Origin of the sequence: Gordonibacter sp. An230, assembly GCF_002159915.1 — a bacterium.
GTDB lineage: Bacteria > Actinomycetota > Coriobacteriia > Coriobacteriales > Eggerthellaceae > Rubneribacter.
In genome coordinates, this window is the sequence record NZ_NFJP01000007.1 from 58,438 (window position 1) to 74,092 (window position 15,655).

Here is a 15,655-nt window from a genome sequence, read left to right on the forward strand (position 1 = left end):
AACCGCCCTTCTTCCTAATGCTGTTTCTGGGCATTGCGGGCCCACACTGAGCCGATAAAGCCGAGTACGATGAAATTGAGCACCATGCCCGACGAGCCGTAGGTCATGAACGGCAGGGGGATGCCCGTGATCGGCATGAGTCCGAGATCCATGCCGATGTTCTCGAGTATCTGGAATAGCCACATGCCGACGCCGCACATGACGACAAGCGCGCCGAACAGGTCGCTTGACGCGCTGGCGATGCGAAAGCATATCAAAACAAGGGCGGCGTACAACGCCATCAGCACCATTACACCGAAAAACCCCAGTTCCTCGGCAAGCACGCAGAAGATGAAGTCGGTCGGCGCCTCAGGCAGGAGACCGAGGGAATGCTGCGTTCCTTGGAACAGCCCTTTGCCGAACAACCCCCCCGATCCGATGGCGATCTGCGCCTGGCGCAGGTTGTAGCCGTCGCCCGTGATGTCGGCGTCAGGATCGAGGAATACGGTGAGGCGCGAGCGCTGGTAGTTCTTGAGCAGCTTGTACTCCACGGTCCCGTCGGGGTTTCGCGTGGCCAGCACCTCATCGAGAGCGAAGACCGCCGCCACAGCCAGCAAGCCGACAAGGAGCGTCACCAGCAAAAATTTCGGACGAGCCCCTCCGACGACTAAGGCCGTCGCCGCGATGGCGAGGTACACGAGGCCCGTGCCGAGGTCGGGCTGGGTCATGATGCAGAAAAACGGCACGAGCATGATGCCGAGGGCCTTCGCGTACTCGCGCGCATCGTCGAGCCGTCCGCCGTAGCGAGCCATGACGCTCGCATCAAGAAGAATGACCGTGACCTTGGCGAACTCGCCCGGCTGTATCTGCATGCCGAGCTTGATCCACGACTGGGCCCCTTTCGCCTCCACGCCAAGGCCCGGTATGTGCGGCGAGAGGATGAGCACCACGTTCACGATGAGGAACAGCGTCGTGAAGTCCGACAGGCGCCGGTAGTCGAAGCGCCATGCGACGATCATGGCCACGATGCCCGCGGCCACGCCCGCTAGCTGGCGGGAGAACGAGTAGTCGGGGTCGTTCGCAACCGCAGACATCACGATCACGAGGCCGTAGCACACGATGAGCGCGATCACGACGACGAACGGAAGGTTCAGCCAGGGGAAGCGCCGCGCGCGCGTGGCCTGCGCCACGGCGCGGTCGGGCGTCTTGAGCGAGTCGATCTGCGGCAGTTGCGGCATAGGCGGTCCTCCTTCCCTTCGTCCGACCCTCGCGGTTAATCGGTGCGCCCGGTCATAGCCCGTTTGGACGCGTCGGGCAGCGCGCGACCGGTCGAGCCGGCGATCTTGCCCATCTCGTCAAGCGTCCCCGCATCGTAGGACAGCACGGCAGCGAGCACCTCGGCACCGAGCGGAGCCGCCGCGGCCGATCCGCCGCCGCCGTGCTCGACCACGCAAGCCACCACGTATTTGGGATCGCTCACCGGAGCGTAGCATGCGAACCAGCCCGTGTCTCCGTCGTCGGTGTACTCGGCGGTGCCCGTCTTGCACGCCACGACGGCCGGATCGATCCCGAACCTCTCGAGCGTGCCGGAGACGTCGGCGTTGTCCGTGGCGACGCCGTTCAACGCCTCGCGCACGTACGCCAGATGCTCGGGACTCACATCAGGCTCGTCCACCACCTCCGGCTCGAAGGTGCGCACCGCCTCGCCCTCGGCGTTGCGCACGTCCTTCAGCACATGCGGCTTGAGCACTTTGCCCGTGGCCACGGCCCCGTAGGACACGGCCAGCTCGATTGGGGTGACCAAGACGTAGCCTTGCCCGATGCACATATTCACCGTGTCGCCGCCCACCCAGGCCGCCGACTCGGGATAGTCCCGGTAGTTCTCGGCCTTCCACTCGGGCGTCGGGATGCGCCCGACCGCCTCGCCGGCAAGGTCGATGCCCGTCGGGCTCTCGAGCGGGTACTTCGCAAGGAAGTCCTGCAAAGCGTTCTGGCCCGCGCGCTCGCGGTTGTCCCAGAACTGCTTGCCGATGTCGTAGAACACCGTGTCGCACGACTGCACGATGCCGCCGCGCAGATCGAGCGTGCCGTGGCCGCCGTGGTCCCAGCATAGCTTCTCCTCGCCGGAACCCCATCCGTCCCACGATCCGGTGCAGTTCCACGAGCTCGAGGCGGATGCAAATCCGCTCTCGAGCGCGGCGAGGCCCGTGAACGTCTTGTAGGTGGACGCCGCGGGGTACTGTCCGCCGATCACGCGGTTCATGAGGGGGTTCCACGTTTCCGCAGACTGGTAGAGATCCCATGTCTCCTGCGAGACAACGCCTTCGAACACCGCAGGGTCGAACGTGGGGTAGCTCGCCATGGCGACGATCCCCCCGTCGGAAAGGTCCATCACCACCACCGCGCCCGCCACGCCGGTGCCGGTGCCGATGGTGCCGTCCTCGGGCGCGATGAGCGCGGCGAGCGCGCGGTCGCACACGTACTGCACGGGGCCTTTGAGCGAAAGGCGCACATCGGAGCCTTTCGAAGGCTGCACCTCGCTCACCACCTCCACGATGTTCCCATCGGCGTCGGCCACCACCTTGCGCTCGCCATGGTCGCCCGCCAAGAGGTCGTCGTAGTACTGCTCGACGCCGGCGCGACCCACCACGTCGTCGAGCTCGATCTCGCGGCCCTCGCCCACCGAGGCGAGGTCCCCTTCGGTAACGGTGCCGGTGTAGCCTAGCACATGCGCAGCGAGCGCGCCGTACGGATAGTCTCGCACGCTGCGCTCTTCGACTTCGACGCCGGGAAACGCATCGGAATGCTCGGCGATGAAGGCCGCGTCGCGCAGGCGCGCGTCGCTCGCCACCACGCGCTGGCTCTGCGCGCCGGACGAGGCGTCCTGGATGCGCTGGCGCACCACATGGTAGGGCACGCCGAGCAGCGCCGAAAGCCGCAGCACGACATCGCGGTCGTCGGCCACGTCGGGATCGGCCAGAACGGTGAGCGATGCGCGGTTCTTCACGAGCGGAAGACCATCGGCATCGCAGATGAGGCCGCGCGGTGCGGGTTTGCGCACCGTCGCGTACCTGTTCGCCTCCGATGCGCTGCCGAACTCCTCCGACTCGAGGATCTGCATCACCCAAAGCTTGGCGGAAAGCGTGCCGAAGACGGCTGCGGCGAACACCCCCATCGCAACGAAGCGCGACTTCAATCCGTCGGCGGGGTTCACCGTGGATCGTGCGGGCGCGCCGGAGCGGCCTGCGGCCCGCGGAGCCGCCCCTCCGGTCGACTCGCCGAGCGATGAGGACACGCCCACTGAGCTGATGGAGCGCACGTCCTTCTTGACGCTCACGTTGGACGTCCTCGCGCGGTCGCGCGCGACGAGCACGGCGACCGCAACGGCAACGACGGCGACGAGCGTGACGATGGCTGCGAGGATTGCGACGAGCATAGCCAGCTCCTAGCGCAACCGGGGCGCGCGCGGCCTGCGATCCTGGGTTCCGTCCGCCACGAGACGCGCGACAAGCGGATAGAGCACCAGTCCCGCGACGCAATCATAGAGCGCGCACGGCAGAGCGCGGTAGAAAAACGCGTCCACCGGACCGACCGGCAAGCCAAGCGCGATGAGCAGAGCGCCGTAGAGCGTCTCCACGGCAAACGAGGCCGCAACGAGTATGGCGAGCGGCATGAACAGCGTATCGTTGTCGAGCACGGCGAACGCACGCGACGCGACGAACGACACGAGCACGAACAAAAGCGCCATGCCCCCCACAGGCCCCGTCCCGAGCAGATCGGCAAGCAGCCCGAGGACGAAGGGCAGCACGGGGCCCGCACCGAGCGGGTTCGCAATGGCCACCGCCAACACGTACGCGAGGAGGAAGTTGGGCTGGGCCGAGAAGATGGCCACGTTCGGCGACACGACCACCTGCAAGACGATGGCAACGACCGCGCCCACGGCGACGACGATGTTCTCGCGGGTTAGGCTCACTCAGCATCGCCCCCTTCCGCGCCGTTCGCATTTTCACCGTCGTCCCCGTCGGCCTCGAGGGCGCTGAACACCACGAGCACCTCTTCGAGAGCCGAAGCGCTCTCGTTGGGCGAGACGACTGCGCGTCGGGAGGACTCGCCCTGCTTCGCGTCCACTTTGACCACCGTACCGATGACGAGGCCGCGCGTGTAGCTGCCGCCGAGACCCGAGGTGACAACGAGGTCGCCCTCCGCAACCTCCGCATCGGCCTCAAGATCCTCCAGATAGAGCAGCCCTTCGAGCGAGCCGCGCACAACGCCCTGCGCACGGCTCGACTGTACGAGCGCGGCAGCGCCGCTCTTCGGATCGGTGAGCAAGCGGACGGTCGCGGTGCGCGCGTCGGCAGCGACCACCTGACCGATCACGCCGGACGTCCCCATGACGGTGAGACCGGCATCCACGCCATCATCCGAGCCTTTGTCGATGGTCACGGTCTGGTCCCACGCTCCCGCAGGGTTGCCGATCACGCGCGCACCAACGCCTTCGATCCCATAGGTGTCCTTGAGGTCGACAAGCTGGCGCAGGCGCTCGTTCTCTTGCCGGTACTCCTCCATCTGCGCGTACTGCTCGACAAGCTGCTCGTTGTAGGCGCGCAGCTCCGACAGCGTGTCCGCGTCAGCTGCAAGGTCGCCGAGCGCCTCGCCGGCCGACTGCGCGCCCGAGCTCGCCGTCGCGCCGACGAGCTTCAACGGCGCGGCGGCACCCGAGACGGCGGCCTGAGCGCGATGGAGCGCGCCGTCGTCCCCTTCGCGCGCGTACACCGCCGTCATCGCGAGCGACGCAACGAGGAGAACACCGAACAGGACCCGGCGGACAAGCGCCGAGCCCCTCTGTTGGAAGTTAAGCGCCATAAGGGGAGGTGTCCGCCTTTACTTCGAGCGCATGAGCGTCTGCTTGAGGGCCGTGGGCGTCTCGAGCACCTTGAGGCAGCCCATGACCACGTTCGTGAGCGCCGTCTCGCTCACCCACACGGGAATCTCCAGCTTGTCGGTGAGGTAGCGGTCCAGTCCGGACAGAAGGCCGCCGCCGCCCGTGAGCAGGATGCCGTTCTGTATGATGTCGGAGGCGAGGTCGGGGTTGGTCTTCTTGAACGTTTCCTTGATGTGCACGACCATCTCCTCGCACGGCTGCACGAGCGCGGCGCGCACGTCCTCGGACTGGATGGTCACTTCCTTCGGCTGCTCGGTGATGACGTCTTGGCCCGAGATGATCATGTCGCGCTCGCGGCCGTCCTCGAACGGCAGGATGGAGCCGATCTTGATCTTGATGATCTCGGCCGTGCGCTCGCCGATCTTGATGCCCAAAAGGTCGCGCAGGTGCATGGCGATGGCCTCGTCCATACGGTTTCCGGCTAGGCGAAGCGACGAGGAGGTGACGATGCCGCCGAGCGAGATGACGGCCACCTCCGTGGTGCCGCCGCCGATATCCACCACCATTGACCCTGTGGGCTCGGTGACGGGCAAGTCGGCGCCCATCGCCGCGGCCATCGGCTCCTCGATGAGGTAGGCCTGGCGCGCTCCGGCCTGGATGGCGGCCTCGAACACCGCGCGCTTCTCCACCGAGGTGGCGCCGCACGGGATGCAGATGACGATGCGGGGCTTCGCCTGCCACGGATACTTGCGCGGCGCGGCCTTATTGATGAACGCCGAGATCATGGCCTCGGTCACATCGTAATCGGCCACCACGCCGTCATGCAGCGGGTGCTCGGCCGAGAACGCCTCCGGCGTGTGGTTGATCATGTTCTTCGCCTCGTGGCCCACCGCGAGTACGCGATGCGTGCTCTTCTCGATGGCCACGACGGACGGCTCGTTCACAACGATGCCCTCGCCCGGAATGGCGACCAGTGTATTTGCAGTCCCGAGGTCGATGGCCATGTCCGTAGACATTTGGCCGGTCAGCCCGGAGAACGCGTCTAAGAAGGACATAGAGGCAAACCCCTTGAATTCTCGTGTTCCAAGTAAAATCGCATTCTAGCACAGGCGTTGCCACGGCGTTGAAAATCCACGAGGGACACACCCTGCCCGACAAGCGGAGACTGCGACGAGAGGACGGGCTCCTTCGCACCAAAGCTGTGAGAAGCGGGCCTATCGCGCCGCACGGTGGCGCCATGCGCGTCATCGATCCCGCCTGGATGGCGGAGGCGGCCGCGGCGCTTGCGAGCCGCAGGGATCCGGAAGCGGAGCACGAGGCGCCACGACGGGCGAAACCGACCGCAGCTATGCGCTCGAAGTCGATCTCGACCGACGATGATCCTTCGAAAGGCTCCTCGAGCCTGCGGGAAACCCTGCGTCGATCTGCTCGCGCGGCGCCTCATGGACAGACGCACCCACATGCCGGCAAAGGCCGCCACGCGCACTTGCCAATGAGCTCGCCTCGTCCCGCCGCCTCGCGAGCCATGCGCCCCTACGACATGCAAGACCACATGGGCCCCTCATTCGGACCGCTTATGCAGCCTCCCCCATCGAGGCGAAATGGCGCCCGCCATGGCGCCGCGCTCAATGAATCCCGGCCCCCGACCTGGGAGCGGCCTTCCTTGAAAACCGCCGAAGCGGCTACGGACAGCACGCCGGCAGCGATTCGAGGCCGCCTACGACGCCTCGACGGCGCTCGGCCTCCTCACCGCGAAAAACCCGTCGTCGAACCCTGCAATCCGCACCATGGCCACAAGCGCTTGGCCGGTCTCGACGTGAAAGGAATCCGCCCAAGCGAGATCGAAAAACAAGCGCCCAGCTGAAACTTGCCGGAGTGCGGTTTCCCAGACCGAGGCTGGCTCGCATCGCACGCGACATCATCATGCACGCGACTCTGGCACCGCGCCGATGAGCGCTTCTATGCGCTATCGATCCTCCTATCCCCTTGTTGCAAGCTCGCAGCGAGAGGTTAATGCACGCTGCAAGAGAGACAGGGATCGTAGGCGCGCACGAGCTTCTCTATCTCGAGCTGGATGTCGTCGCGCTCAGCGCCGTCGGAAACCAGCTTTTCGGCCAAAGCGCGCATATCGGTTTCGAGGCTCGCGCAATTCTGAGCCGTGGGAGTGAGGATAGAGGCATGCTCGACGCGCCCCTCGGCATCGAGCGCGATATCGTGGAAGAGCGCCCCGCGCGGAGCCTCGGTGAAGCCCGTGGCGCGACCGGCACGCACCTCGAAGGGTGCGGGAGAGCTCGCGCCCTCGAAGGAGTCCGGCTCGGCAAGGCGACGGCACAGCGCCGCACAGCGGTCGAGCGCATCGACGATCTCGACCGCCTGGGCCACGTTGTTCATGAAGGGGTTGCGCTCGGGCGGGCGCAACCCTGCCTTCGCGGCGGCCACTTTGGCATTTTGACCGAGATGCTGCCACGAGGCGTTCGCTCGGGCGAGCGCTCCGGTGAAGTACGGTCGGCCCGTCTCGCGCACGCGCGCGAAGAGCGCCGCCGAATGCGGCACCGAAAACTCCTCGATACGCACGGCCGCCTCGTCTGCGTCGAACTCCGCTTCGGCATCGAGGAAGCGCGCGCTGCGCGAGCTCGCCACCGGATAGGCTCCCTCCTCCACCATAGCCAGCATGTCGCCGGCCATCTCGACATCAGGCGCCGAGAAGCTGCGGAACAGATCGACCGCCCGAGTCGCGAACTCGCGCGCCGCGTCCATCTTCTCCGCCAGCTTTAGGTACTCCCCTGCCGAGATCTCGTGCGTGAAGCCTCCCACGACCGCGGTGATGGGGTGCACGCTGCGACCGCCCACTTTCGTGCACAGCTCGTTGCCGAGCGCCTTGAGGGCAAGCGCCTGCTCGAACAGCGCAGGGTCGGTCTCGGCCAGCGGAAACACGCTTGGCATACCGAGGAAGTCCGGCGCGGCGAACACGAATAGGTGCGTGGCGTGGTTCTGGAGGTAGGATCCGTACACGAGCAGGTCGCGCAGCGCGAGCGTACGGTCGGTCGGCTCGATGCCGAAGACGCGCTCGATGGCCAGCAAGTCGGTGACCACGTGGCTCGAAGAGCAGATGCCGCAAATGCGGGAGGCGATGTAGGGAACCTCGTCGAAGCGGCGACCGCGCACCATGCTCTCGAACAGGCGCGCCGGCTCCACCACGTTCATCTCCACGGTCTTCACAGCGCCGTCCTCAATGACCACGCGCACGTTGCCGTGGCCTTCGACGCGGGCGATATGGTCCACGCGTATGGCGGTTTTCGTCATGGGAGCTTCCTCACTCGCTGCCCCGAAGGGCGGGGTTCGTCTGGTTGAACATCTCGAGCGCCCGATCGAGGTCGGATGCGGGCACGCCGTAACGCTCGCAAGCCTCCTGCGCGCTTCTCAAGTTCGCGTCCGGCGAGAGACCGCGGCACCCGTTGCAAGGACGGCCGAGGCTCACGCAGCGCGCTCCGCAGCCGGCGCGCGTCACAAGGCCGAGGCACAAAGAGCCCTTCCCGAAGAAGCACTCCGTCTCGTTGCGCTTGCAATCGCCGCACATCGTGCGCGTGGGGATCGCCTTGTTCGAGCCGTAGAGAGCCCGTTGCAGCACGCTCACGAAATCGAGCGAGTCGATAGGGCACGAGCGCACTTCGAAGTCCACGTCCACGACGGCGCTCACGGCGCGCGGCGCGATCATGTCGCCGCACGCAGAGGGCACATGCTCGTACACTTGGCGCGGACGCTCGATAAACCCCGCAGCCGCCATTCCGGGGATGCCCGCCGTCGTGGCGCACGCGCCGATGGCGACAAGCGTGCGAGCGCGCTCGCGCAGCGTTCGCACGAGCTGCTCGGCCTCCTCGGTGGTGACGGCGCCCTCGATGACGGCCACGTCGAACTCCTCGGGCAAGGGATCGCTCGAAGCCAGCTGCCAGTAGCGCAGATCGACTTGACCGAGCACGTCCACAAGGTGCTCCTCGGCGTTGGTGATCTGCAGCTGGCAGCCAAAACAGCTGGCCAAGCCCGCCACCACGACACGGGGCGCGGCCGCGTCGCCGCGTCGAAGGGGGCGCTGTCCGTTCTCATTCGTCATATCACATCGACCCCTGGATGTTCTTGGCTTCCCAGTAGTTGAACACGGGCCCATCGATGCACACGTACTGATGCCCGATCTGGCAGTGGCCGCACTTGCCCATGCCGCACTTCATATGCCGCTCGAAGCTCACGTAGATACGGTCGTAGCTGATGTTCTTCTTGCGCATCTCGTCGATGGCGAACCGGTACATCACCGGCGGGCCGCACAGCGCCCCGAACGTGTTCGACGCATCGATCTCAAGATGCTCGAAAGGCTTCGTCACCACTCCCACCTCGCCATCCCACGTGTCGTCGGGATGATCGACCGTCAGGTGCAGATCGAAGTCCTTGCGGTGGCGCCACATCTCGAACTGCTGGCGGAACATCACCTCGGAGGGGTTCTTCGACCCGTAGATGATGGTGACCTTGCCGAACTCGGAACGCTCGTCGTGAATGTTGTTGATGAGCGAGCGCAGAGGCGCGATGCCGAGACCGCCCGCCACGAGCAGGATGTCGTGCCCCTTCATCTCCTCCACGGGAAATCCTCGGCCGAACGGACCGCGCAGGCCCACGATGTCGCCGCACTGCATCGTGTGCAGCACCTCGGTGAACGCGCCGGCGCGGCGCACGGTGAGCTCGACGAACCCGCGCTTGGTTGGCGAGCTGGAAATGGAGATGGGAGCCTCGCCCACCCCGAAGATCGACAACTCGACGAACTGACCGGGCTCGTGACGGAACGCGTCGCGAATCCGCTCGTCGATGAGGCGGAATTCGAAAAGCTTCTCAGTGGCCGTGAGATCGGTGATGGACGTGATGCGAGCCGGCCAGGGTCGGTAGGGGTTCGCAGCCATCATCTGCTCACCCGTCTGCGACGAAAGGGCCGCGTCGTAGGGCTTCACCCGCACGGTGGACGCGGCGCAGCTACTGGGCATCGTCAGCCCCCTTCCTCTCGAAAAACTCGAGCACCCTGATGGGGTTGATGTCGGCCTTGCACGCCTTCACGCACCGTCCGCAGCCCACGCACAGCATGCGGTCATGATTCGCCAAGAAGCCGTTGAGCTTGTGGTACATGCGGTGCCGCACGCGACCCCTCCCGTCGGCGCGGAAGTTGTGCCCGCCCGCCACTTCGGCGAACTGGGGCGAAGTGCACGCATCCCATACGCGCTCACGCTTCCCCGTCGCTCCGTCGGGGTCGAGCGCATCCCGGATGTCGAAGCAGAAGCACGTGGGGCACACGGCCGAGCACGCCGTGCATGAAAGGCAGCGCCCTCCCAGCTCCTCCCAGAACGGATCGCTGTGGAATGCGTCCATGAGCATGGCGACGTCCTGGATGTCGGGAATAGCGCCGTTGAACGCATCTTGGCGTCGACGCGTCGCATGGCGGAACTCTATGCGGTCGGCATCGGTTGCCACACGCGGGTTGCAGGCCGCTTCGAGGATGTTCGCCGCCTCGACGCTCGATATGCTCACGAGATACTTGCCGCCTATATCGTGCAGGAACAAATCGTAGCCGAAACGCGCCTCGTCGCCATCCCACAGATGGCAGAAACATGTATCGGCAGGCGTGCAGCTCACGCCCACCACGAGTGTTGCCGCACGGCGCGCGACATAGTAGGGATCGGGATAGCGGCCGTCCCTGAACACGAGATCGAGGCGGTTCAGGGCATTGATGTCGCATGCGTGTGCGCCGAAGACGACCCGGGGAGTGATCTCGACGGCGTAGTCGCTCACGCCGTTTTCCCTCGCATCAAACGTCATGAGCGTCTCGACGGGCGGCAGGAAATATTTCTTGGGAGACGCGATGGTGGTGTCGTAAGAGAGATCCATGTCATCGGGCGACTGAATGGCCTCGAACACGTAGCTCCGGCCGCGCTTGACCGGAGCTACCACTTCATAGGATTCCATGAAAGCCGACACGAGCGAGGGAAGTTCTGAGGCATCGATGACGCGATAGAGCATGCTCTCGTCCTTTTCTCGTCTGGTGACCTGCTAATGCGCAACAGAATACCCGCTCGATGCGCCAGCGGCGATGACTATTCGAAGAAGATGCCGATTTCTCGCTCAGCGGACTCGGGGCTGTCGGAGCCATGGATAACATTCTCGTCCATAACGAGGCCGAAATCGCCGCGAATGGTGCCGGGGGCCGCCTCCGCCGGATTCGTGGCGCCCATGAGTGAGCGGCACTTCGCCACCGCGCCCTCGCCGGACACGACCATCTTCACCACAGGACCGCTCGTGATGTAGGAGATGAGGCCCTCGTAGAACGGCTTGCCCTCGTGCTCGGCGTAGTTGGCCTTGGCCTGCTCGTCAGTGACCATGCCCAGCTCCATGCGCTCGACGGTGAGGCCCGCGCGCTCGAAGCGGTTGACGATCTCGCCGATGTGGCCGTTGCGCACGCCGTCGGGCTTGATCATGGTGTAGGTTCTCTGCACTGCCATGGGGTTTCCTCTCTCTCGTGTACAGGTCGTGCCAAGCGGCGGCGCGAGTCGTCGCGCAGCCTCCGAGCGGGATGCGGCACAGCGAAGGCGGAAGAGCCTGCGATGACCGCAGAGCCCTTTCCGCCCAGTACGCCGACGACGTCGCCCGGGCGGTGAAAAAACGGCTCCGGCCGTCGTTTCCGTCAGTTCTGGCTGGCGAAGTAGAGATCGACGCTCGATACTTTCCAGCCGATCAGATCGCGCACGAGCGACACCTCGTATTGCATCTGACCGCCCTCGGGCGTCTCGACCGTCACATGAGCGGTCGTCTCGCTCATGGAAGCGTCCATCCCGTCGAAGCCGACGAGTCCGGCGCCCTCGGGGATCAATCCCGCCATACTTGCGGCGCTGTCAGGCTCCACTTCGTCAGCGAACAGCGTCGATGGCGCCGCCTGCGGGTCGGCGAACAGCTCCTGCACCACCGTCTCCGCGGACGGATAGCCCCAACCCTGCGTGTACAGGAAGACGGCGGCGGCAAACGCCGCCAGCACGAGCAGAACGATGACCACGAGGATCTTCAAGCCGACGTTCCTGCGCTTGCGATCCTGCTTCGCTAGGCCGCGCGACCACTGCTCGAGCTCTTCGTCGCTGGCGTTGAAGAAGCGATCCTCTCCCCCGGCCGCCGGATAGGCGTCCTGCTGAGCATAGGGATCGGCATAGTAGTACGGATCGGAGGTGCCGTAGGGATCCTGCTCCACGTAAACCGTCGACCCGTCGGCGGCAACGTCGAGACCGGACATGTCGGCAGCGGAAACCGGAGCCATGACCTGCGTGATCTCAGACGTTCCCTGCGCCACGGCGGCAACGGCGCGCTGATAGTCCACGCTCGCCGAATCGCTGAGAAAATACGTCTTGTCCGCGATGGACTCCTCGAAGGCGTTGACGGCCTTCTGCATCTGCCCGCAGGCCACGTAGGCTTGGCCAAGGTTCGCGTACAGGCGGTTGCGCGTCTCGGGCCTCATGTCGAACTGCAGCGCGCTCTCGTAAGAGGCGACGGCATCGGCGGGACGATCGAGCGCCATGAAGCAGACGCCTAGGTTGAGGAGCGCTTTCGTGGGATCGGGATTCGCCTCGTCGAGCGCGGCCTCGCGGAAGGCGACCCCGGCCTCGGCCGACTTGCCCAGCTTGAGAAGCGCGCTTCCCATGCCGGTATAGGCCTTGTAAGGGGCGTCGTACTTGGCGTCGGACACAGCCACCTCGAAATGCTTGACCGCATCCTCGTAGTCATGCAGCGAGGCGTAGGCCATGCCGAGGTTGTAGTTCACCGCGCCGCACGCATCGTAGGCCGCATCGGCCGTGGCCTGCGTGTAGGCATGAATAGCCTCGCCTGGATTTTTGAGTTTGACCAGGCAGTTGCCAATTTGATGGTAGAGCAGACCCGATTCGCCGGGGGCGAGCGGACTGCTCGCATCCTGCAGGCACTGCGTGTACGCGGTCAGGGCCTCTTGGTAGTCCTTGCGCGCATACGCTGCCCGAGCCTGCTGGAATAACTCGTTGTTCATCTGCTTCCTTCGTGTCCTCGTGGGCCAACGCCCGCTACGGGGGCCCTTACTCCGCGGCGTTCTCGATCTCGACGCTTTCGATCACATCGCCGACGCGCAGCTGGCCGATCACGTCCAAGCCTTCGACGGTCTGCCCGAACACCGTGTAGCCCGAGTCGAGCATGGGTTGGGCGCCCAGGCACAGGTAGAACTGGGAGCCAGCGGAGTTGGGATCCTGCGAGCGAGCCATGGCGAGCGAACCGTCAAGGTGCTTGTTGTGGGGGTTCGTGGAGAACTCCTCCTTGATGGAGTAGCCCGGTCCTCCGGTGCCGAGGCCCGCAAACGGGTTGCCGGCCTTCTTCACGACCTCTTCGGAGGAGAGGTCGCGGGTGTTGGGGCATCCGCCCTGGATGACGAACCCGGGAACGTGGCGGTGGAACTTCAGGTTGTCGTAAAAGCCCTTGCGCGCCAGCTCGACGAAGTTGCCCACGTGGATGGGGGCGTCTTTGCCGGCCAGCTGAACGCGGATGTCGCCTTTCGACGTCTTGATGACGGCGATCTCCTCGCCGGTCGGCTGGTATTCGGGGGTGTACTGCGCCATGGAGCGGCTCCTTTTCGTTTCTCATCTATCGTGCGCCCACGCGAAACGGGGCGATTGGCGTCGCATGCAAGGACGAAGTTTAGCAGGTCGAAGCCGCCCGTTCGGAAAAATCGTAGAACATCCACGTCGCAGCCGCGCGCCCGACGGACAACCGCGCCCGATGCGAAAGGGACGCGTTCGCGGCGCACCGCCATGCGGAAAAGACGGCAAGGAGGCACCGCCCCTTGCCAAGCCCCCTCGTCGTCTCGGATCGGCTTTTCGCCCAAAGCGAGATCCCCGCCAGCGCCGATCGCCTCGAACCGAGCTCCCGCGCGCATCTCGCACAAGCATTCCGCAGGGCCAGGTTCGCAAGGCGAACCGGGCAAAGGCGCCTTCCCTCGCGCCCGTCTCGACGCCCTTGCGCTCGCGTCCGACCCGACGACCTTGTGACCCATCGAACCCCCATGAGCGCTGGCCACCTCGTCGACGTCATCGAGATTCCGGCCAACCGACGCCTGGCGATCAGGAATTCCCCAGATTCGGAAACGAGAGACGGGGTCGTGCGAAAAAGCCGCCGAGAAGTGAGAGAAGAACCGCTCGCCCGTTGTCCGACGAGCCGTTTGGATGCGAGCCGAGGGCAGATCGCGCCCCTGCGCCGCCTATGGCGATGTGGTGCCCTTGACAGGATTCGAACCTGCGGCTTTCTGCTCCGGAGGCAGACGCTCTATCCCCTGAGCTACAAGGGCACGGACGGAGATTATACGCTATCATGGTGGAAAACGGAAAAACAATGCAAGGAATCCCCACGATCATGAAGCAGATCATCACGATAGAGCGCATGGGCTACGGCGCCGAGGCGGTCGGGAGGCTGGAAAACGGCAAAACGGCGTTCGTCGAAGGCGGCGCGCCCGGCGACGTCGCACTGATCGACGTCTTCGAGGAAAAGCCGTCCTTCGCCCGCGCGCGCATAGCGAGGCTCGTCGAGCCTTCCACTCTGCGCGTCGAGCCCCTTTGCCCGCACGCGGCGCTGTGCGGCGGCTGCCCATGGGCGCACTTGTCCTATGCCGCCCAGCTCGACGCGAAGCGCGCCAACGTCGTGGCGGCGCTCGCACGCACGGCCCGCCTCGACGAGAAGCGCGCCGACGAGCTCGTGCGCCCCTGCCTGCCGAGCAAGCGGCAGTGGGGCTACCGCAACAAGCTCGAGCTGAGCGCGACCTTCGACGGACGCGGAGCGCTCCATTTGGGGTTTCATCGCGAAGGCACGCACGACGTCGTCGCAGTCGACTCCTGCCCCGCAGCAAGCTCCCCCATCGCGAGGGCCCCGAAGGCGCTGCGAGGCGCGCTCAGGTTCGCCCAAGGCTCGCAAGACCTCGGCATCTACCGGGTCGGCGTGCGCGGCAGCGTTCGCACGCGCGCCGTGGAGATCGCGCTGTGGACGAGGCCGAGGGCGTTTCCGCGCGGGCACGTGGCGAAGACGCTCAAAAGCGCCCTCAAGGCCACGAGCATCGTGCGCGTCATGGCCGACCCCGGCAAGGCGCGCAAGATCAAGGGCCTCGAAACGCTCGACGGCAGGGGCTGCTGGGAGGAGCGGCTGGGCGAGGCACGCTATCTGACGAGCGCCCCGTCGTTCTTCCAAGTGAACACCGCGCAAGCCGAAAAGCTCGTCGCGCGCGTCGTCGAAGGGCTGGGCGGCCGCATGGGCGAAAACGGGCCAGAAGGGCTGAACGGCCTTCTGGTGGCCGACCTCTACGCCGGTGGCGGCACGTTCTCGATTCCGCTCGCGCAGGCGGGCGCCGATGTGCTGGCCGTGGAATCCGCAGGCTCGTCAGTGCGCGACCTTCGGCGCAACGCCGACTTGAACGCCGTGGATGTCGAGGTGATCGGCGGCGATGCGGCACGGGAGCTGCCGGAGCTCGGAGGCCTCGATGCGATCGTGGTGGATCCGCCGCGCGCAGGCCTCGCCGACGGCGTGGCGGAGAGCATCGCCGCGGCCGCTCCCGCGCGCGCGATCTACGTCAGCTGCAACCCGGCCACATGGGCCCGCGACGTCGCGCGCTTCGAACGCGAAGGGTACCGCCTGGTGAGCGCCCAGCCCGTCGACCTGTTCCCGCAAACCCATCACGTCGAGACCGTCGGCGTCTTCGAGCGCCTTTGACGGCATGCGGCG

Annotated in this window: 13 protein-coding genes and 1 tRNA gene; 1 reads left to right on the forward strand and 13 read right to left on the reverse strand. The window is 65.6% G+C overall.

Going from position 1 to position 15,655, the window contains the following annotated elements; all coding sequences use genetic code 11:
- Nucleotides 1–14 precede the first annotated feature (14 nt).
- From rodA to B5F40_RS05255, 13 genes are all read right to left on the reverse strand, one after another.
- On the reverse strand, nucleotides 15–1,217 hold the full coding sequence (gene rodA, locus B5F40_RS05195) for a rod shape-determining protein RodA (RefSeq protein WP_087193321.1): 1,203 nt from the start codon (nucleotides 1,215–1,217) through the stop codon (nucleotides 15–17).
- A 35-nt stretch (nucleotides 1,218–1,252) separates the two neighbouring features.
- Nucleotides 1,253–3,415, reverse strand: a complete 2,163-nt coding sequence (gene mrdA, locus B5F40_RS05200) for a penicillin-binding protein 2 (RefSeq protein WP_087193322.1) — start codon at nucleotides 3,413–3,415, stop codon at nucleotides 1,253–1,255.
- A gap of 9 nt (nucleotides 3,416–3,424) precedes the next feature.
- Entirely contained in the window at nucleotides 3,425–3,952 is a 528-nt protein-coding gene (gene mreD / locus B5F40_RS05205) for a rod shape-determining protein MreD (protein ID WP_087193323.1), read from the reverse strand.
- Nucleotides 3,949–4,842, reverse strand: a complete 894-nt coding sequence (gene mreC, locus B5F40_RS05210) for a rod shape-determining protein MreC (RefSeq protein ID WP_087193324.1) — start codon at nucleotides 4,840–4,842, stop codon at nucleotides 3,949–3,951. The genes mreD and mreC overlap by 4 nt, the downstream gene beginning before the upstream one ends.
- 18 nt (nucleotides 4,843–4,860) lie before the next feature.
- Nucleotides 4,861–5,916: a rod shape-determining protein gene (gene mreB / locus B5F40_RS05215; protein ID WP_087193325.1), complete on the reverse strand. Its 1,056-nt coding sequence runs from the start codon at nucleotides 5,914–5,916 to the stop codon at nucleotides 4,861–4,863.
- Nucleotides 5,917–6,871: 955 nt separating this feature from the next.
- Entirely contained in the window at nucleotides 6,872–8,164 is a 1,293-nt protein-coding gene (locus B5F40_RS05220; RefSeq protein WP_087193326.1) for a Ni/Fe hydrogenase subunit alpha, read from the reverse strand.
- Between the two features lie 10 nt (nucleotides 8,165–8,174).
- The gene (locus B5F40_RS05225) at nucleotides 8,175–8,969 is read right to left on the reverse strand and encodes an NADH-quinone oxidoreductase subunit B family protein (RefSeq protein ID WP_087193327.1); all 795 of its coding nucleotides are present in this window, start codon (nucleotides 8,967–8,969) and stop codon (nucleotides 8,175–8,177) included.
- A 1-nt stretch (nucleotide 8,970) separates the two neighbouring features.
- Nucleotides 8,971–9,882, reverse strand: coding sequence for an FAD/NAD(P)-binding protein (locus B5F40_RS05230; RefSeq protein ID WP_087193328.1), 912 nt, complete (start codon nucleotides 9,880–9,882; stop codon nucleotides 8,971–8,973).
- Nucleotides 9,872–10,909: a 4Fe-4S dicluster domain-containing protein gene (locus tag B5F40_RS05235; protein WP_087193329.1), complete on the reverse strand. Its 1,038-nt coding sequence runs from the start codon at nucleotides 10,907–10,909 to the stop codon at nucleotides 9,872–9,874. Before B5F40_RS05235 ends, B5F40_RS05230 begins: the two co-directional genes overlap by 11 nt.
- A gap of 74 nt (nucleotides 10,910–10,983) precedes the next feature.
- Nucleotides 10,984–11,388, reverse strand: a complete 405-nt coding sequence (gene ndk, locus B5F40_RS05240; RefSeq protein ID WP_087193330.1) for a nucleoside-diphosphate kinase — start codon at nucleotides 11,386–11,388, stop codon at nucleotides 10,984–10,986.
- Between the two features lie 182 nt (nucleotides 11,389–11,570).
- Complete coding sequence (locus B5F40_RS05245) at nucleotides 11,571–12,929, reverse strand: tetratricopeptide repeat protein (protein ID WP_087193331.1); 1,359 nt, start codon at nucleotides 12,927–12,929, stop codon at nucleotides 11,571–11,573.
- Between the two features lie 46 nt (nucleotides 12,930–12,975).
- Entirely contained in the window at nucleotides 12,976–13,509 is a 534-nt protein-coding gene (locus B5F40_RS05250; RefSeq protein ID WP_087193332.1) for a peptidylprolyl isomerase, read from the reverse strand.
- 649 nt (nucleotides 13,510–14,158) lie between these two features.
- A tRNA-Arg gene (locus tag B5F40_RS05255) sits at nucleotides 14,159–14,234 on the reverse strand.
- 65 nt (nucleotides 14,235–14,299) lie between these two features.
- On the opposite strand from B5F40_RS05255, the gene rlmD reads away from it, so the two are divergent.
- A complete protein-coding gene (gene rlmD / locus B5F40_RS05260; protein WP_087193381.1) occupies nucleotides 14,300–15,643 on the forward strand; it encodes a 23S rRNA (uracil(1939)-C(5))-methyltransferase RlmD in 1,344 nt (447 codons plus the stop codon).
- The last annotated feature ends 12 nt before the right edge of the window (nucleotides 15,644–15,655 follow it).